14 protein-coding genes are annotated in these 17,663 nt (G+C 64.0%); 3 read left to right on the top strand and 11 right to left on the bottom strand.

Annotation, left to right across the window (positions count from 1 at the left end; all coding sequences use genetic code 11):
- Window positions 1–3: 3 nt before the first annotated feature.
- Window positions 4–1,266, top strand: coding sequence for an FAD-dependent oxidoreductase (locus NKG95_RS26820; RefSeq protein WP_353042993.1), 1,263 nt, complete (start codon window positions 4–6; stop codon window positions 1,264–1,266).
- Window positions 1,267–1,302: 36 nt separating this feature from the next.
- On the opposite strand, the gene NKG95_RS26815 is transcribed toward NKG95_RS26820, so the two are convergent.
- Together NKG95_RS26815 and NKG95_RS26810 are read right to left on the bottom strand one after the other, a co-directional pair.
- Window positions 1,303–2,394 (bottom strand): rhodanese-like domain-containing protein, encoded by a 1,092-nt coding sequence (locus tag NKG95_RS26815; protein ID WP_353042992.1) that lies wholly within the window; start codon window positions 2,392–2,394, stop codon window positions 1,303–1,305.
- A complete protein-coding gene (locus NKG95_RS26810) occupies window positions 2,391–3,749 on the bottom strand; it encodes an LLM class flavin-dependent oxidoreductase (RefSeq protein WP_353042991.1) in 1,359 nt (452 codons plus the stop codon). Before NKG95_RS26810 ends, NKG95_RS26815 begins: the two co-directional genes overlap by 4 nt.
- Before the next feature lie 197 nt (window positions 3,750–3,946).
- Between NKG95_RS26810 and NKG95_RS26805 the strand changes: the two genes are divergently transcribed.
- Window positions 3,947–5,386 carry an FAD/NAD(P)-binding protein gene (locus NKG95_RS26805; protein ID WP_353042990.1) on the top strand — a complete coding sequence of 480 codons (1,440 nt, stop codon included), beginning with the start codon at window positions 3,947–3,949 and terminating at the stop codon, window positions 5,384–5,386.
- Window positions 5,387–5,464: 78 nt separating this feature from the next.
- Here the strand turns inward: NKG95_RS26805 and NKG95_RS26800 are convergent, their stop codons facing one another.
- Together NKG95_RS26800 and NKG95_RS26795 are read right to left on the bottom strand one after the other, a co-directional pair.
- Window positions 5,465–7,060: an ABC transporter substrate-binding protein gene (locus tag NKG95_RS26800; RefSeq protein WP_353042989.1), complete on the bottom strand. Its 1,596-nt coding sequence runs from the start codon at window positions 7,058–7,060 to the stop codon at window positions 5,465–5,467.
- A gap of 95 nt (window positions 7,061–7,155) precedes the next feature.
- On the bottom strand, window positions 7,156–8,751 hold the full coding sequence (locus NKG95_RS26795; RefSeq protein WP_353042988.1) for an ABC transporter substrate-binding protein: 1,596 nt from the start codon (window positions 8,749–8,751) through the stop codon (window positions 7,156–7,158).
- A gap of 352 nt (window positions 8,752–9,103) precedes the next feature.
- Between NKG95_RS26795 and gcvA the strand changes: the two genes are divergently transcribed.
- A complete protein-coding gene (gcvA, locus tag NKG95_RS26790) occupies window positions 9,104–10,114 on the top strand; it encodes a transcriptional regulator GcvA (RefSeq protein ID WP_502913988.1) in 1,011 nt (336 codons plus the stop codon).
- A gap of 33 nt (window positions 10,115–10,147) precedes the next feature.
- Here gcvA and NKG95_RS26785 read toward each other — a convergent pair whose 3' ends face one another.
- From NKG95_RS26785 to NKG95_RS26755, 7 genes are all read right to left on the bottom strand, one after another.
- The gene (locus NKG95_RS26785; protein ID WP_353042986.1) at window positions 10,148–11,008 is read right to left on the bottom strand and encodes an NADPH-dependent oxidoreductase; all 861 of its coding nucleotides are present in this window, start codon (window positions 11,006–11,008) and stop codon (window positions 10,148–10,150) included.
- A gap of 69 nt (window positions 11,009–11,077) precedes the next feature.
- Entirely contained in the window at window positions 11,078–12,154 is a 1,077-nt protein-coding gene (locus NKG95_RS26780; RefSeq protein ID WP_353042985.1) for an LLM class flavin-dependent oxidoreductase, read from the bottom strand.
- 74 nt (window positions 12,155–12,228) lie between these two features.
- A complete protein-coding gene (locus NKG95_RS26775) occupies window positions 12,229–13,584 on the bottom strand; it encodes an LLM class flavin-dependent oxidoreductase (protein WP_353042984.1) in 1,356 nt (451 codons plus the stop codon).
- Window positions 13,581–14,762: an acyl-CoA dehydrogenase family protein gene (locus NKG95_RS26770; protein WP_353042983.1), complete on the bottom strand. Its 1,182-nt coding sequence runs from the start codon at window positions 14,760–14,762 to the stop codon at window positions 13,581–13,583. Before NKG95_RS26770 ends, NKG95_RS26775 begins: the two co-directional genes overlap by 4 nt.
- 4 nt (window positions 14,763–14,766) lie before the next feature.
- Window positions 14,767–15,108, bottom strand: a complete 342-nt coding sequence (locus NKG95_RS26765; protein ID WP_353042982.1) for a DUF3088 domain-containing protein — start codon at window positions 15,106–15,108, stop codon at window positions 14,767–14,769.
- 7 nt (window positions 15,109–15,115) lie between these two features.
- Complete coding sequence (locus tag NKG95_RS26760; RefSeq protein WP_353042981.1) at window positions 15,116–16,471, bottom strand: LLM class flavin-dependent oxidoreductase; 1,356 nt, start codon at window positions 16,469–16,471, stop codon at window positions 15,116–15,118.
- A gap of 13 nt (window positions 16,472–16,484) precedes the next feature.
- A complete protein-coding gene (locus NKG95_RS26755; RefSeq protein ID WP_353042980.1) occupies window positions 16,485–17,660 on the bottom strand; it encodes an acyl-CoA dehydrogenase family protein in 1,176 nt (391 codons plus the stop codon).
- Window positions 17,661–17,663 lie beyond the last annotated feature (3 nt).

Below are 17,663 nucleotides of genomic sequence, written 5' to 3'. Positions count from 1 at the left end.
GCCATGACAACGGAACATGTCGACGTCGCTATCATCGGCGGAGGTCCCGGTGGCCTGACACTGGCGCAAGGCCTGAAGAAGAACGGCATCAGCGTCGCGGTCTTCGAGAAGGATCGCGCCCGCACCGACTATGTCCAGGGTTTTCGTTTGCGCATCCGCCAGCGTGGCATCGATTCGCTGATCGCCAACTTGCCGCCGGACCTCTACGAGGCTTTTGTCGCCACGCTCGGCCATGCGCCAGATCGCAACATCCTGCTCGACGAGAATTTCGAGACCTTGGGCGAGGATGCCTGGGGCGGCGGCAACGGGCTCGGCGAGAACGACGACACGCATATCGAAAAGTCAGTGAGCCGTATCACTCTGCGCCAGGTGCTGTTGTCCGGCCTCGACGGCATCGTGCGCTACGGCAAGGTCTTCTCCCGCTATGAGGAGCAGCCGGACGGCTCGGTAACAGCGCATTTCGAGGATGGCTCGACAATCCATGCCGACGTGCTGGTCGGTGCCGACGGCGCCCGCTCGCGCGTGCGCCAGCAACTGGTGCCGCATGCGCGAAGCTTCGACACCGGCGTCAGGCGCCTGGCCGGCAAGATGACGCTGCATGCCGCAGCCCTACACCAGATCTCGCCGCTGCTGGTCGACTACAATGCCGGGGTCCGGCCGACGGAAGGTCATGGGCTGATGGTCACCAGCCACCGGGTCAATGTCGAGGCATTTCGGAAGCATGGACTGATCGGGCTGGACGACGACACCCACAAGGATATTTCCGGTTTCCATTTCAACAACACCACCAGCTATGTCTGGTGGAACACCGCCTATGAAAAGGACGAGCTTGCCACGGATGACGTGCTGGCGAAGCTCTCCGGCTCCGAACTGATTGATCTCCTGATTTCGAAGATCGGCCACTGGCATCCGGAGATCCTCGACCTCATTCGCTACACCGACCCGTCGACGGTGGCGCTGCTGCATGTCCACAGCTCAGAGCCTGTCGATCCCTGGCCGACGAAACGAGTGACACTGCTTGGCGACGCCATCCACGCCATGACCTATTTCCGCGCGCTCGGCGGCAACACTGCGATCTATGACGCCGGGCTGCTGGTGCCGGAGCTTGTGGCCGCCAGACGCGGCGACAAGCCGCTGCTTGAAGCCTTGTCGAACTACGAGGCGAAGATGCTGGAGCACGGCGCCGATGCGGTGCGGTCTTCGCTGACGGCGATGCAGAAGAATGTCCTCTCAGGCCGCCGCCGTCAAAAGGAAGCCGCCGAATAGCGGCTCCTAAGATCGCCCGATAACTGTCCTGCCTTATTACGCCGCTTCCACCAGCCTGGCCGACTGGAAGTCGTGCAGGAGAATGGCGATCTCGAAGCCGCGCCGCTGCAGCCAGTGCGCCGTCGTCGCCGCGCGAACGCCGAGCAGATCGTCAATCAGCACGACGCGGGCGCCGCGCACGGCGATGCTGCGATAGGCGACGCCGAGCAACTGCCCGCCCTCCGACGCGATCGACCCCGGAATGTGCGCTTCGGCGAACTCCTCCGGCGTGCGCACGTCCAGAAGATAGGTCGTCCGCTTGTCGTCCTTCGCCCAGGTTGCGGCCGTCGCTGCATCGACGCGGGGAAAGCTGTCGCCTTCGGCAAGTTTTGCGATGTGCTTTCCGGCGAAGCGCTTCGCATCCTCGCTTGCCGGACCATAGACGGCGGTCCTGCCGGTTTCGAGCCCAAGGCCGGCCTCGCGCCATGCCTTGGTGCCGTCGTGCAGATAGGCGACCTTGTTGGGCACACCGGCGTCGATCAGCGTCTGCCCGCCGATGATGGCGCGCGGCAGCCCGGCACAGGAGACGACCACCTGTGTCTCCGCCGAAGGCACGAGGTCGGCGAAGCGCAGCACCAACTCGGCGCCGGGCACGCTGATGGCGCCCGGCACGTGGTCCCTGTCGAACTCCGCCACCGTCCGGCTGTCGAGGACGACCACGTCGGCGCTTTGGCCTCTGAGCGCTTCAAGTTCTTCGACGGTAATGACCGGCGTTCCCTTCGCGTCGCGGATCGCCAGCGAAAAATCGACGCCTGGCGTGTCGAAGGTCGGCAAGCCGGCCACGCCGTCACGCGTCCATTCTGGAATTCCACCGGCCAGTGCGAACAACTGGCTGCGGTCGCGCCCGGCCAGTCGTTCGACAAGTTGCTCGGCAGCGCCGCTGCCGTCATCGGCCAGCACGGTGCGCACTGATTTGCGCGGGATGAAGCGGTCGATCTCCGCTTCGACCTGAGCGGCAGGCAGATTGGTGGCGAACAGCGGCGATGCGTATCCGACAATCGCGCTGTCGCGGATATCCAGCACCGCAAGTTCCTCGCCATCCGCCAGCCATTGGCGAAAAGTCCTAGAATCGATCGTGCTCGCGCTCATGATGCTTTCCTCTCCTGATGTTCGGCAGCGCCACGTTTCGGACGCGCAAGGCCGAGATTCTCGCGCAACGTGCCGCCTTCGTAGGCGGTCCGGAACAGGCCGCGCCGCTGCAGTTCCGGAATGACGAGGTCGACGAAATCGGTGAGGCCCGTCGGCAGGATCGGCGGCATGACGTTGAAGCCGTCCGCCGCGCCGCCGACGGACCATTCCTCCATCATGTCGGCCACGTCTTTTGGCGTGCCGACGATCTGGAAATGGCCGCGTGCGCCGGCAACGGCGAGATACAATTGCCGGATGGTCAGGTTCCGGCTCGCAGCCAGTTCGGAAACGACTTTCAGCCGGCTCTTCACCGCATCGGAACTGCCGAGTTCCGGCAACGGTCCGTCGAGTGGATGGCCGGAAAGATCGACGCCGCCGAGTAGGCCGGAAACCAGCGCCACGCCAACCACGGGGTCGACCAGGCGCTGGATCGCGTCGAACTTGTCCTCGGCTTCCGCGCGCGTCGGCGCAACGACCGGGAAGACACCGGGCATGATCTTCAAGCTATCGGCGGAGCGGCCGAAGGACGCCAGCCGGCCCTTCAGCTCGCTATAGAAGCCCCGCGCCGATTCGATGGTCGGATGGGCGGTGAAGACCACTTCCGCGGTGCGGGCCGCCAGGTGCTGGCCGGCATCGGAAGAACCCGCCTGGACGATGACGGGATGGCCCTGCGGCGGGCGGGCAACGTTGAGCGGCCCTTTGACCCGGAAATGCCGGCCGGCATGGTCAGGAGCATGGATGCCATGCCGATCGATGGCGATGCCCGAAGCCTTGTCGGCGACGAAAGCATCGTCGTCCCAGCTGTCCCACAGCTTCTGCGCCACGGCGACGAACTCCTCGGCGCGGTCGTAGCGATCGGCATGGACGGGGTGCTGGTCGCGGCTGAAATTCGCCGCCGCCGGCGCATCGGCCGAGGTGACGACATTCCAGCCTGTCCTGCCGCCACTCAGATGGTCGACCGAGGCGAACAGCCGCGCCAGGTGGAAGGGCTCCCAATAGGTGGTCGAAGCGGTGGCCACCAGCCCGATCCGTTGCGTGATGGTCGAGAGCGCCGACAAAAGTGTCAGCGGCTCGAAATGCACGACATGGCCGGTGCGCTCGAAAGTCTCGATCGGCTGCTCGCCATTGCGCGCGCTCAGGCTGTCGGCAAGGAAGACCATGTCGAAGAGGCCACGCTCGGCGGTGCGCGCGGCGTCCGCATAGTGCTGAAAGCTCAGGCCCGGATTGGCGGGCACATCGGGATGTCGCCAGGCCGCGACATGGTGGCCGGGTCCGCGGATAAAGGCGCCAAGCCTTATCTTTCGATCTTCAGTCATCGGGGCTCTCGGGGGCGTTTCTCGGGCCGGTCGCAAAGGCCTTTCATCTCTAACGCCTGCCAGACCCGCTGAGCGAAAGAATGCCTTTCGCCAGCTGGCAATTATTGTTTTTTGACATCGGGTTACGGGAAAGCACGATGGTCGCCGCCGGGGTAATGGGCTAGAGCCACGCACCGTCGGCGTCGCAAAGGTCCTTGATGCTTCACACACCCTCCTCCCCGCCGCGTTCGATCCCTCGTTCAATCATCATTGTAGGCGGCGGCTTTGCCGGCGCGGTTACCGCGATCAAGCTGCTCGACCGTTCGACCGAACCGCTAGCGATCACCATCATCGAGCGGCGGGCCGAACTCGGTCGTGGTGTTGCCTACAGCACCGTCGATCCGCAACATCTGGTCAACGGCGCGGCGCGCATCTTTTCGCTGCATCCGGACGATCCCGATCATCTCGTTCGCTGGCTCCTGGCGAATGGGCGAGAGCACGGCTGGACGCCGCCCGCGGATGTGCCTGACTCCAGCCCGCCGCGTTGGCTGTTCGGCAGCTATGTCCAAGCCGAGCTGACGAGAGCGATCAGAGAAGCAGACGGGCGTTCGTCGCTGCGCCACATCAAGGCATCCGCCGTCGACATGCTGACCGGTCCATCCGGGGTCTGCGTCGGCACAAGCGATGGCCAGCAATTGCTGGCCGATGAGGCCGTGCTGGCAACCGGGGTGTTCCAGAGCGAGCCATCCGCCACCGAAGCAGCCATCGTCAGCGATCCCCGCTATGTTGCCAATCCCTGGGATCCGGCAGCGCTCGACCGGCTCGCCGGCAGCAAGCAGTTGCTGCTGATCGGCTCCAGCCTGAGCATGGTCGACGTCGTTGCCAGCATGGAAGCGCGCGGCTTCGAGGGCAGCTACCGTGTCGTGTCGCGGCGGGGACAGATTGTCGAGCCACGGCGCAACACGGAAGCGTGGCGCGATTTCCTCGCCGGGCGGCCGCTGCCGAAAACCACCAGGGCGCTTCTTGCCCTGGTCAAGGCCGAACGCCGGGCCATCGAGGCCGCAGGGCTGGACTGGCAAGGGCTGCCGCTGACGATCCGGCCATGGATCCTGGCCTTGTGGCAAGGCGCAACGGACAGGGAGCGCTTGAAGTTCACACGCCATCTGCGCGCTTTCTGGGACGTCACCGCGCACCGCGCGGCACCGCCGAGCTTTGAGCGCGTTGCACTGGCGCAGAAGCAAGGCCGCTGGACGGCGGGAGCCGGACGGGTCCTTGGACTCCATCCCGAAACTGCGGGCATCGCAGCCGAGATCCGCTGGCGCGATACCGGCGCGGTCGAACGCGTGCGCTTCGATGGTGTCGTCAACTGCCGCGGCCATCAGGAGCATGATTGGCGGCAGATCGCCGATCCGTTTGTCCAGGGCCTGCTCGAGAACGGCATCGTCAGGCCGCACGCAACCGGCTTCGGCATCGACGCCACGCATGACGGCCGGGTGATTTCCGGTGACGGCAGGACCCATGGCAATCTCTTTGCCATCGGCCACCCGCTGCGTGGCGTCGCCTGGGAATCGAGCTCCATCGGCGAACAGCTGGCGCAAGCCATCGCCCTTGCCGGCCTTCTGGTCGGAGCCAGCCCAAGGCTGCGTACTCTGGCCTGACCGCTCTGCACCTCAAGACAACAGAAACAAAAAAGGGCCGCATCTCGATGCGGCCCTTTTTTCTGATCGCCCGCAGATTCAGGCGTTCGGATCGATATAGGCGTCGGCGAAATTGGCCGACAGACCTTCGGCGCCGGGCGCGTAGTTCTTGACGGTTTTGCGGGCGATGATGATGGTCGGCGGCGCGATCAGATTGATGATCGGCAACTCGTCGGCGATGATCTCCTGGAACTTGAAGAACAGCTGTTTGCGCTTGGCCTCGTCGAGCTCCACCGAGGCGGCTTCCAGCAACCGGTCGACCTCAGGATTCTCATAATGCGCGCCGTTGGAGAACGGCAGCCCTTTCTTGATGTTCTTCGACCAGTAAAGTCGCTGCGCGCCGGCGCTCGGATCGAAGATGTTGCCGCAGGATTCCGTCGACAGGTCCCAGGTGCGGTCGGTGTAGATGGTTTTGACATAGGTGCCGAAGTCGAATTTCTGGATCTCTGCGTCGATGCCGATCTTGGCCAATGCCTGTTTGAGGAAGTCGGCATAGCCCCATGGGTTATAGGGGTTATTGGTGAGCCTGAGCTTGAAGCGGATGCCGTCCGCTCTCCGCTTGAGACCGGCTTCGTCGAGCAGTTTTTCCGACAGCGCCGTATCGAACGTCGCGGCCTTCACGTCGGGATCGAAATACTTCTTGTTGACGACGCTGATCGGCGTCGGCGACACCTGGCCATAGCCGTAGAACACAATGGCGTTCACCGCATCGAGGTCGATCGCGTGCGCTATTGCCTGACGGACTTTCTTCTCCTTCAGGATCGGGTTTTCGAGATTGATGATCAGCTGATGCAGCGGGCCGCTATAGGCGAAGACCGTGCTGTCGACGACGAATTGCGGCAGCGCCTTGAACCTTTCGAGGTCCGCGAAGGCCACCGGGTTCGGCCCGATGTCGACCTCGCCGGTTTCGAGCGCCGCGGCGCGCGCGCCGGGATCGGTGATGAAGCGGAAGATGATCCGGTCGAGATAGGGTTTCGGCGCATCCCAATAGGTCGGATTCTTTTCGACGATGATGTGGCTGCCCTTCACCCATTCCTTGAGCACGAACGGTCCGCTGCCGATGATCTGCTCGAAGGACGGATCGTCGGCCGGCTTCAGCTTCTCGTAGATGTGCTTGGGCACGACAGGCGATTCCGTCGCGGCCAGTCCCGAGATCAGCGCGGCGGACGGTTTCGACAATTTGATCTTCACCACATGCGGATCCGACGTGTCGATGTCGGTGACATTCTGGAAGGTGATGCGCCCGCGCGGATGGGCTTCGCGCAGCCGCGAGATTGAAAAGGCCACGTCCTGCGATGTCAGGTCGTGGCCGTCGCTGAATTTCACCCCATGGCGCAGCTTGAAGACATATTCGAGCCCGTCGTCGCTGATCGACCATTCGGTGGCCAGTTGCGGCCTTGGGTTTAGGTCGTAATCGTAGGCGAGCAGGCCGTCGAAGATTTTCGGCCCGATGGTGGCCGGTCCACCTGCGCTGGTGTTGATGGAAACGATCTGGTTGGGCTCGGGATAGTAGACGAAGTTGAGCGTGCCGCCGGCCACCGGCTTTGCGTCTTCGGCGAATGCTCCAGCGGGAAGTGCGGCACTCGCGCCGGCCAGCAGGAGGAACTGATTGAACAGGCGTCGGTCGATGGTCATGGTCGGCACTCCGCGTTTGCGCGATTTGTCTTTCATGGGAGAGAAGTCGGGATCGGTGTCTTCACAACCGATCCCAACCAAGGGAATCCAAACACCTAGGCGGTTGGCGCGAGCCAGATCTGCGCGAAGCTGTTGTTGATGCCTTGCGCGCCGGGCGCAAAATCCCGGACCTTCTTGTTGGCGACGATCTGGGCGCCGGCAGCGACCAGATCGACCGACACCACGTCGTCATGGATGATGTGCTGGAATTTGTACCAGAGCTCGCGCCGCTTGGTCTCGTCGGGCTCGACGGCGGCGGCTTCGAGGATCTGGTCGACCTCGGGGTTCGCATAATGGCTGGCGTTGGAGAAGACGAGACCGATCTTGAAGTTCTTCGACCAGTAGGCGCGCTGGACGCCGAGCGTTGGGTCGAAGGTGTTCGACAGCGATTCGATGACCAGATCCCAGGCACGGTCGGTGTAGACAGTCTTCAGGAACGTCGACAGATCGAGCTTCAAGATCTCGGCATCGATGCCGACCGCTGCCAGCGACTGCTTGATGAAGTCGGCATAGGACGCCGGCAGGAACGCGTTGTAGGCAAGCCGGAGCTTGAAACGCTTGCCGTCGGCGCCGCGCGGATAGCCGGCATCGTCGAGCAGTTTCTCCGCCAGTTTGGGGTCGGGCTCGCGCGCCTTGATGCTCGGGTCGTACCATTTGGGCAGTGCCGTGCTGATCGGGCTCGGCGATACCTGCGCATAGCCATAGAGCGCAATGTCGACCAGCTTCTGCAGGTCGATCGCGTGGGCGATGGCCAGGCGCACGTCGCGCTTGGTCAGGATTTCGTTTTCGTAGTTGAAGAACAATTGCTGCTGCGGGCCGGAATAGGCGTAGGTGTTGGTGTCGACGACCAGAGCGGGGTTTGCCTTCAGCCGCTCGATGTCGGCCAGCGGCACGGGATTGGCGCCGATATCGATCTCGCCGGTTTCAAGCGCCGCCGAACGTGCGGCCGGGTCGAGGATGACGTGCAGGACGACGCGGTCAAGATAGGGCCTGGGCGCATCCCAATAGTCCGGGTTGCGGTCGAAGATCAGATGGCTGCCGGGCACCCATTCCTTGAGCACGAAGGGGCCGGTGCCGATCGTCTGCTCCAGCTTGGGCTGTTCTGCCGGCTTGAACGTTTCGTAGACATGCTTCGGCACGATCGGCGATTCCGAACTGCTCAGCGCCGTGATCAGATAGGGCGCCGGCTTCGAAAGCACGATAATAGCGGTGTGCGGATCGGGCGTCTCGACCGCTGTCACGTTCTGGTAGGTGATGCGGCCGCGCGGATGCGCCTCCTTCAGCCGGAAGACGGTGAAGGCAACATCTTCCGAGGTGAAGTCCTTGCCGTCATGCCACTTGACACCCTCGCGCAGCTTGAAGGTGTAGCGCAGGCCGTCATCGCTTATCGACCACTCCGTGGCCAGCAGCGGTTTCGGGGTGAGGTCGTAGGCGAAATCAAGCAGGCCTTCATTCACCTTGGGACCGATCGCCTGGCCGGTGCCCGACGAGGTGTTGATGGCAATCAGCGACGTGGGATCGGGATAGTAGGCCCAGTTGAGCGTGCCGCCCTGAACGGGCGTGCCTTCCGCGGCGAAGGAAAACCCGGGCAATGCGAAGCTCGCACCGCCAAGCAACAGCAGCTGGTTGAAATGACGACGATTGACAGACATGGTCTTGAGCTCCGGAAAACGGCTTCGATGGCATCCGGCGGCCGAACGCGTTCCGGCGCCTCGGCGTAATGATCCCTGCCGCGTCGCAAAACCGGAAGAATGATTTTCTATCATCTGCGGAAAGCGCCGCTTCGCGCGATCGTTTCATTCCAGGACCGGCCCAGGATCAGGCCAAGCCGGTCGACGGCAAATCAGCGCTCCGACCTTATTTCTACAATAATAGTAGACATTATGATTTTTTAGATTTCCGTTCCCGCTGGCGCGACGCTGCGGCAAACGAAATTTTCCGCCGGGCGCTTTGGCGCAAAGCCTGCCCTCGTCGCGCCTGGCATGAACGTGTTGAATGCGCCTCATGGTCGATCTCATTCGCGCAAAATCAAGGAAGCTGCGGCCGACGCTGGCGAGACTTCCGCCGCTGACGTCGCTTCGCGCTTTTGTCGCAACCGCCCGCCATTTGAGCTTTACGCGGGCGGCCGAAGAGCTCCATGTCACCCCTGCCGCGATCGGCCAGCAGATCCGCCTGCTCGAGGATCATCTCGGTCAGCCATTGTTCCACCGCAACCGCGGCGAGCTTCTGCTGACCTCGGCCGGCCAGGCGCTGATGCCCGGTCTCACCGAGGCTTTCGACGTCGTTGTCGAGTCGGTCGCGCGGATTTCCGGCGGCGAAGAGGATGCGCCGATCAAGGTGTCGGTCGCGCCCTCCTTCGCCAGCAAATGGCTGATCCCGCGCCTCGACGCACTGCGCGATGCGGTGCCCGGCCTCGAAGTGCTGGTCGACGCATCGACCAGGCTTGCCGACTTTGCCAGCGAAGACGTCGACTGCGTCATCCGCTACGGGTCGGGCGCCTATAGCGGTCTCGTCACGGAACGGCTGTTTTCAGAAGCGGTGCTGCCCGTCTGCAGCCCGGAATTTGCTCGCACGCACGGTCTCTATCGCGGGCCGGAGGGGTTGCGCGACGCACCGATCCTGCATGAGGACGGTCCGGAGCGCGATCCGAGCTGCCCGGACTGGAAGGGCTGGCTGAGATCCAACGGCCTGTCCGGCCGCCTTGTCGAGGGCGGTATACGGCTTAGCCAGTCGTCACTGGTGCTCGACGCCGCTGCTGCTGGCAAGGGCATCGGTCTCGGCAAATTCCGGCTGGCCGAGCCTGACCTCGCCGCGGGGCATCTAGTCAGTCCATTCGGCTCGCCGCAGCCGGTCGAGTTTTCCTATTATTTTGCGACGACGCCGCACAAGGCGAAGCTGGCGACGGTCGAGCGCTTCCATGGTTGGCTGAAGGCCGAGGCGCGGCGGCTTGGGGCCCTCGACTTCACACCGCCAGTGCCGCTGCCGGCCCGCATCGCCATCGTCGCTGCGGAATAATCTCACCTCGGTCTCGCGAGCAGGCGCGCCCGCCTATTTTAGCTTGAAGCCCAGCGCTTTGAGCACTTCGCCCAGGCGATCACGGCCTTTCAGCGCCGCTGTGCTGCCGATGCGGTTCGACATCAGCTCGGTCCAGTCGACCTCAGGCATCGACTGCTCCTGCTGAAAGGTCCGAAGAGTCTGGTTGTAGGCTGCAAGATCGCCCGGATCGAGGCCTGCCTGATATCGCTCGCGATGAAGCACCACAGTCTGTGGCAGTCTGGGCTTGATGTCAGTCGCGGCCAGGAGATCGGGATAGCCGACGGTCAAGCCGAACACCGCGACGGTTTCCGGCGGCAGGCCGAGTTCGCGCGCCACCTCCTGCGGATGATTGCGCATGGCGCCGATGTAGCAGGAGCCGAGCCCGAGCGCATCGATCGCCACCACGGCATTTTGTGCTGCAAGTGCGGCGTCTATCACGGCCAGCAGAAAACTCTCCTGATGGTCGAGCCCCTCGCCCGCCCGGCCATTTGCCTTGGCAATGGTACGCAGCCGCGACAGGTCGGCCAGCCAGACCAGCAGCAGCGGCGCCTGCTCGATATGGCGATTGATCGCCGCCAGTCCGGCAAGCCGCGCCTTGCGCGCCGGATCCTCGACGGCGACGACACTCCACGCCTGGAGATTGGAAGAAGTCGGCGCCGACTGGGCGGCAGCGACGATCAGTTCCAGCGTACCTTCAGGCAGCGGCCTGGCCAGATAGTTGCGGACCGAGCGATGCGAAAGGATCGCCTCGAGGGCTTCGTTCCAGTTTCCGGTATGCGCGCTTTGCGGCGCTCGATAACGCCGCCGTAGCGCCGCTTCACCACGCAGGTCGGCGTCGGAAGGGCGGATGCTGAAGGTGGCCGGTTGTGACATCGTCTTCCCTACGTGGCAATCTGGCTTATTCGGTGTTCTGACGACCCCAGGTCATTCAAGAAACGCGGCTTAGGCCCCATTGCGCAATAGCGGAAGCAACTGATCGCCTTGCCGCTTGATCTCGGAAAGATACGGTGTGTCCGAGAGCACGAAGTGCGTGATGCCGAGATCCCGGTACCTGCCGAGCGAGCGGGCGACGTCGGCGGCCGAGCCGACCAGCCAGGTGGTGCCGGCGCCGCCGCCGCCGTACTTGCCCGGCGCCGTATAGAGGTTGTCGTCCAGCACCTCGCCGCGCGCGTGCAGATCGAGCAGACGCTGCTGGCCCACCGCTACCGCCCGACCGTGATCGTTCCAGCCGGCGCCCTGGCCCTTGGCCATCTCGTCGACCTTCGCCTCTGCGTCCGCCCAGGCCTGCCCAGCGGTGTCCCGGACCAGCGTGGTGACCCGCAACCCGAATTCCAGAGGCGGGAGGTCTCGGTCAAGTTCCCTGCTCAAGGCTTTGAGCCGCTCAATCCGCTCCCGGACGCCGTCGAGCGGCTCTCCCCAGAAGAGCTGGACATCCGCCTCGCTGGCCGACACAAGCTCGGCCGCCTCCGACGCGCCGCCGAAGTAGAGCTTGGGATGGCGCCGATCGCCACGGACATGGATGCGGGGCATCACGGTAGAACCAGTGACCTGGAAGTGCTCGCCCGCAAAGGTCACCTTCTCTTCAGTCCAAAGTCTGCGAACCAGCCGCATGAATTCTCGGGTGCGGGCATAGCGATGGTTCTGGTCACCTTCGCTGTCGCCATACGCAGCGAGGTTGTCCTTGCCCGACACTATGTTGATACGAACGCGACCAGCGGTCAGCTGATCGAGCGTGGCTACGGCGGATGCGAAGTGCGCCGGCCGCCAGTAACCCGGGCGGATCGCGATGAGCGGCTCGAAGGAGGTGGTCCGCGCGGCGAGCGAGGCCGCGACAGTAAACGTGTCGGGCCGACCCCAGCCGGTACCGATCAGCGCGCCCTTCCAGCCGTGTTCCTCAAGCGCCTTCGCGTGGCTGGTCAGCGTCTCCAGGCTGTTGTGGTCCTCGACGGCCGGCTCGCCGCGGTGACCGGGATCGACCTGGTTCGGGATGTACCAAAGAAATTCGGTATCAGCGCTCATTGTCGGGCCTGTATTTTGGCCGGGCATGGAGGTCAGTGGCAGGGCCTTCCGCTCCGTTGTATTTTGATGATCATTCAATGGGTGGCCTCATGCAGCGCTGGCGCCTTGTGCGGCTGCGGTGCGAAACGGCTTTCGGGCCTGATAAGGCCGAGATGGTCGCGCAGCGTGCGCCCTTCATATTCGGTGCGGAACAGGCCACGCCGGCGCAGGATCGGCACTACCGTATCGACAAAAACCTCCAGTCCGGTCGGCAGCACGTCCGGCATCAGGTTGAAACCGTCGGCGGCGCCGGCAACAAACCATCGTTCGATATCGTCGGCGATCTGCTCCGGCGTGCCGACGATGGTGCGGTGGCCGGTGCTGCCGTTCAGCGCCCGGATCAGTTGGCGAACGGTGAAATCGTTATTGCGGGCGAGCGCCAGCGTCGCGCGGAAAAACGTGTGCCCGCCATTGGACGGCAGCGGGATGGCATCAGGTAATTTTTCGTCCAGCTTCAACCGCTCGCGGTCGATGCCAAGCACGCCGGACAGCCGCCCAAGGCTGTAGTCGAGCGGGATGCGGTCCCAGAGCTCTTCTTGCCGCCGCTCCGCTTCGGCCTCGGTGCTGCCGATGATGGTGGCTAGGCCGGCGAGGTTGAGCGGCACGCCGCCGGTGCGGCCGTAAATCTGGGCGCGTGTCTTCAGCTCTTGTGCATAGGAAAGCGCTTCTTCGAGGGATTGAGAGGCCGAGAAGACGGCTTCGGCGTGGCGGGCGGCGAGGTCCTTGCCGTCATCCGAACCGCCGGCCTGGATGACCACCGGATGTCCTTGCGGCGAACGCGGCACATTGTGCGGCCCATGCACCGAAAAATGTGTGCCCTTGTGCTCGATGGCGTGAACCTTGGCGGCATCGACGAAACGCCCGCTGGCGACGTCGCCGATAAAGGCATCGTCCTCCCAGCTGTCCCACAATGCCTTGACGATGTCAGCGAATTCCGCTGCCCGTTCGTAGCGCCGGCCATGATCGATGGCGCCGGTGAGGCCGAAATTGCGGGCCGAGGCGGGGTCGGCCGTGGTCACGATGTTCCAGCCGATGCGCCCGCCGCTGACATGGTCGAGGGTCGCGAAGCGTCTGGCGATGTTGTACGGCTCGTTGAAGCTGGTTGAAGCGGTGGCGATCAGCCCGATGCGCTCTGTTGCGGCGGCTACCGTCGCCAGCACGATGGTCGGCTCCAGCGATGTGATCGGCCGATAGTCGATGCGATCCGAGATTGCCGCCTGGTCGGCAAGGAATACGGCGTCGAGCTTGGCGCGTTCGGCGATCTTCCCAACCTGCACATAGTGGTCGACGGTGAACGCGGCATAGGGGTCGACGCCGTCCATCCGCCAGGCGGCCGGCGAGAAGCCGGCATGCAGGATGTTGACGTTGAGATGGAGCTGCCGGCCGCTCATCGAAAGACGCCGGGCTCGGGATAGGCGCCGGTCAGGTACCAGGTGCCGACTGTGCGGGTCTTGTATTCGGCAGGGTTGTGCAAGGTGTGAATGCGGGCGTTGCGCCAGAACCGGTCGAAGCCGTATTTGCGCACCGCCGAGCGGGCGCCCATCACCTCGAAGATTTCGGTCGTCACTTCGAGCGCGACATCGCCGGCCAGCACGTTGGCCGCGGCGACGGCAACCGCCGCCTCGCCGCGCTCTTCCTCGGTCAGTGCCTTGCCGCGGGCGATCGCATGATCGATCGCCACCGCCGCGCGATCGGCCAGCACTGTCGCCGCCCGCGTCTTGACCCAGAGTTCGCCATACTGCCGCTTGATCCACGGATCGTCGATATGGCGCTCGACGCCGGAATACATCCACGGCCGCGAACTGTTGAGCGTGTAGTCTCGTGCCGCCAGCAGCGCGCCCTGGGCCGTGCCGATGAAGACATTGAGCAGTACACTTTGCTGCTGCAGCGGGCCGATGGTGCGGATCGGCAGCGACGCGTCGACCCAACCGCGCACCAGCTCGCTGTCATGGATCCTGACGTCCTTGTAGGCGACCTTGCCACTGCCGGTCTGCGTCTGGCCGATGCCGTCCCAGTCGTCGAGAATGGTGATGCCGTCGCGATCCGCGGGGATGGCTGCAAACTTCCTCTCGCCGCTGACCTCGTCTTCCCACGAAGTCGAAAGATAGTCGGCGACATGGGAGCCCGAGGCAAAGGGTTTGAAGCCGTTGACGATCGTCCACTCGCCGTCCTTGCGGCCGAACAACGTTTTCGAAAAACTGTTGCCCGTATTGCCCCAGAACCAGTCGCCGGCAGCCGAACGTCGCAGCAGATCGGCCGAACGCGGTTCGTCCGAGCTGAGCCTGGCGGCGCTCAATGCGCTGAAATGGTAGCCGTAGATATGGCCGATCGAGCCATCGACCTTGGCGAACTCGCGGCCGATCTTCAGTGCCGTCGAATAGGGTTCGCCTGCGCCGCCGAATTCCTTGGGAATGACGATGGTGAGCAGGCCGCTTTCCTTGAGCAGGCGGATCTGTTCGGTGGGCCTGCCGCCAAGCTGGTCGCGCTCGACCGCGTCACGGGCAAAGATGTCGCGCAGCTCGACCGCCTTGGCGATCCATGGATTGGAGGTATCGGGATCGAAGGTCATTGGGTCACTCATGCAGATGCGGGAAGCCGTGGCGCTCGGCCAGCAGCGCAAGAATGCGCCTGGTATCATCGGCGAAGACCTTGCCCTTGGCCGTCGGAAGGCCGGCGGGCGGATCGCTGCCGATGATCAGCACCGGCAGCGACTGGTGCCGTTCGCCGAGTGCGTCGATCACCTTGCTCCTCGGCCTCGCGAACGGGACGCGTTCGACGTCCAGTCTGCTGGCGAGATCGGGAAAGGCAGCGAGCAGCCCTTCGACCTGGTTGCAATAGGGACAGACGAACGTCCGGCCCGGGTGCTTTGGATCGGAGAAGCCCGGCTGGATGAGAAAGAGCGTGTCGCGCGCCATTGCCGGCCTATTCCGCGGCCGCCGCGGCATGCCGCGAGAAACGGTTTGCCGGCCGCTTCAGGCCGAGATTGTCGCGCAAGGTGCTGCCCTCATACTCATCACGGAACAACCCGCGGCGGCGAAGTTCCGGCACGACCAGCTCGATGAAATCCTTCAAGCCGCCGGGCATGATCGGCGCCATGATGTTGAAGCCGTCGGCGCCGTAATTCTCGAACCGCTCTTCCATGGTGTCGGCGATCTGTTGCGGCGTGCCAACCACCTGCCAATGGCCGCGGGCGCCGGCGATGCGCAGATAGAGCTGCCGGATCGTCAGTTTCTCGCGCCGCGCCAGATCGATCACCAGCGCCTGCCGGCTCTTGCCGGCATTGGTCTCCGGCAAGTCAGGCACGGGCCCGTCGAGCGGGTAGGAGCTGAGGTCGAAGCCGCCGGCCAGCGCCGAGACCAGACCGAGGCCGACTTCCGGCTGGATGAGGTCCTGCAGCTGTTCGAACTTCTCCTGCGCCTCGGCTTCGGTGCGGCCGATGACCGGGAAGATGCCAGGCAGGACCTTCAGATCATCCTCCGAGCGGCCATATTTGCCGAGCCTGCCCTTGACGTCGGCATAGAAGGCGGTTGCTTCGTCGAGCGTGATCTGCGCGGCGAAGATCGCTTCCGCGGTGCGCGCCGCCAGTTCCTTGCCGGGGCCGGAGGCGCCGGCCTGGACGACGACGGGATGGCCTTGCGGCGTTCGCGGCGTGTTCAGCGGACCACGCACCTTGAAGTGCTGGCCCTTGTGGTTCAGCACATGCAGTTTGTCCTTGTCGAAATAGCGGCCGCTCTCCCTGTCGCGCGGGAAGGCGTCATCCTCCCAGCTGTCCCACAGGCCGAGCACGACATCGGCGAATTCCTTGGCCCGGTCGTAGCGGTCGCCGTGCTGGATATGCGTGTCGTGGCCGAAATTGAACGCCGCGTCCGGATCGGACGAGGTGACCAGATTCCAGCCTGCGCGCCCGCCGCTCAGATGGTCGAGCGATGCGAACTGGCGGGCCAGATTGTAGGGATCGGAATAGCTGGTCGAAGCGGTGGCGATGAGGCCGATGTTCCTGGTCACCGCCGACAGCGCCGACAGGAGCGTGATCGGCTCGAACGGATAGACGCCGCTATGCGCCTTGCGGCTGGCCGCCTCGAGATTGCTCAGCCGCGCCGCGACGCCATCGGCAAAGAAGATGGCGTCGAATTTGGCTGCTTCCGCCAACCTGGCAAGTTCGACATAGTCGCCGAGGCTGGTCCCCTCTCCTGCCTCCTGGTGGCGCCAGGCTGCGACATGGTGGCCGGTGAAGAGAAGAAATGCTCCAAGCTTGAGCTTGTCCTTGCGCCTGGCCATTTTCCGCGCCTCCTCAGCGATACAATCCGCCGACCGGGTATTCGCCGGTAAGCAACCAAGTGCCGATGGTGCGTTTCTTGTATTCGGCCGGATTGTGCAGCGTGTGCGTGCGCACGTTGCGCCAGAACCTGTCATAGCCGTTGGCCTTGGTCGCCGAGCGGGCACCCATCACCTCGAAGACCTCGCTCGACGCGTCGAGGCCGATTTGCCCGGCATAGACATTGGCGGTGGCGAGATCGATCGCCGTCTGCCCGCGCTGCTCCAGGGTCAAGGCCTCGCCCTTGATATAGGCGGCATCGAGGTTGCGTGCCGCCACATCGGCGAGTTCGGCCGCAGCGAGCGTGCGGATATAGAGGTCGCCATATTTGCGTTGCACAAACGGATCGTCGGTATGATTCTCATAGCCTGAATAGACCCAGGGGCGCGATTGCGAGACCGTGTAGTCGCGGCCTTCGCTCAGCGCTCCCTGCGCGCTGCCGACGAACAGGTTGAGCAGCACCGCCTGCTGGAAGAGTGACGTCAGCGTCTGGAACGGCGTCAGAGGCACGGCGGGCGAGCCAATCAGCTCGTCGTCACCGACATGCACTTCCTTGAACGTCACCTTGCCGCTGCCGGTCTGCCGCTGGCCGACGCCATCCCAGTCATCCTCGATGACGATGCCTTCGCGATCAGCCGGGATCGCTGCCGCCAGCCGGTCCTGACCGTCCTCCCAGGCAATCTGGATGTAGTCGGCGATATGCGAACCGGAAGAGAACGGCCTGAAGCCACTCAGGATCCAGCCCTTGCCGTTGCGCCTGGCCGTCGAGGTCTTCGACATGGCGTTGCCGGAATTGCCCCAGACCCAGTTCTCGCGGGCCGAGCTTGTCAGCAGCCGGTCCTTCTGCGCCTGCGTGCCGCGAAACAGCACACCGTTGAGCGGCAGATGATGATAGCCATAGAGGTGGGCCAGCGAGCCGTCGGTGCGGGCGAATACGCGCACCACGCGAAGCACCGACAGCCAGGATGCGCCCTTGCCGCCATAGCGCTTGGGAATCTGCGCCGACGGCAGGCCGCTCTCCTTCAGCAGGCGGATTTGCTCGACCGGCCGTCCGCCGGCCTTGTCGCGCGCCACGGCATCCCGGTCGAAGATATCGCGTAGTTCGACCGCCGTGGCGACGAACGGGTCGGAGAGGTCAGGGCTGAAGGTCATCGG

The sequence above is a fragment of the Mesorhizobium sp. M1423 genome (assembly GCF_040317575.1).
Taxonomy (GTDB): domain Bacteria; phylum Pseudomonadota; class Alphaproteobacteria; order Rhizobiales; family Rhizobiaceae; genus Mesorhizobium.
The sequence above is the reverse complement of the archived record's forward strand: the minus strand, read 5'-3'. Positions and strand labels throughout refer to the sequence as shown.

Bases quoted from the DNA above. Each gene is read 5' to 3' on its own strand.
- NKG95_RS26820 (WP_353042993.1), top strand. From the start codon at position 4: ATGACAACGGAACATGTCGACGTCGCTATCATCGGCGGAGGTCCCGGT.
- NKG95_RS26815 (WP_353042992.1), bottom strand. From the start codon at position 2,394: ATGAGCGCGAGCACGATCGATTCTAGGACTTTTCGCCAATGGCTGGCG.
- NKG95_RS26810 (WP_353042991.1), bottom strand. From the start codon at position 3,749: ATGACTGAAGATCGAAAGATAAGGCTTGGCGCCTTTATCCGCGGACCC.
- NKG95_RS26805 (WP_353042990.1), top strand. From the start codon at position 3,947: ATGCTTCACACACCCTCCTCCCCGCCGCGTTCGATCCCTCGTTCAATC.
- NKG95_RS26800 (WP_353042989.1), bottom strand. From the start codon at position 7,060: ATGACCATCGACCGACGCCTGTTCAATCAGTTCCTCCTGCTGGCCGGC.
- NKG95_RS26795 (WP_353042988.1), bottom strand. From the start codon at position 8,751: ATGTCTGTCAATCGTCGTCATTTCAACCAGCTGCTGTTGCTTGGCGGT.
- gcvA (WP_502913988.1), top strand. From the start codon at position 9,104: ATGGTCGATCTCATTCGCGCAAAATCAAGGAAGCTGCGGCCGACGCTG.
- NKG95_RS26785 (WP_353042986.1), bottom strand. From the start codon at position 11,008: ATGTCACAACCGGCCACCTTCAGCATCCGCCCTTCCGACGCCGACCTG.
- NKG95_RS26780 (WP_353042985.1), bottom strand. From the start codon at position 12,154: ATGAGCGCTGATACCGAATTTCTTTGGTACATCCCGAACCAGGTCGAT.
- NKG95_RS26775 (WP_353042984.1), bottom strand. From the start codon at position 13,584: ATGAGCGGCCGGCAGCTCCATCTCAACGTCAACATCCTGCATGCCGGC.
- NKG95_RS26770 (WP_353042983.1), bottom strand. From the start codon at position 14,762: ATGACCTTCGATCCCGATACCTCCAATCCATGGATCGCCAAGGCGGTC.
- NKG95_RS26765 (WP_353042982.1), bottom strand. From the start codon at position 15,108: ATGGCGCGCGACACGCTCTTTCTCATCCAGCCGGGCTTCTCCGATCCA.
- NKG95_RS26760 (WP_353042981.1), bottom strand. From the start codon at position 16,471: ATGGCCAGGCGCAAGGACAAGCTCAAGCTTGGAGCATTTCTTCTCTTC.
- NKG95_RS26755 (WP_353042980.1), bottom strand. From the start codon at position 17,660: ATGACCTTCAGCCCTGACCTCTCCGACCCGTTCGTCGCCACGGCGGTC.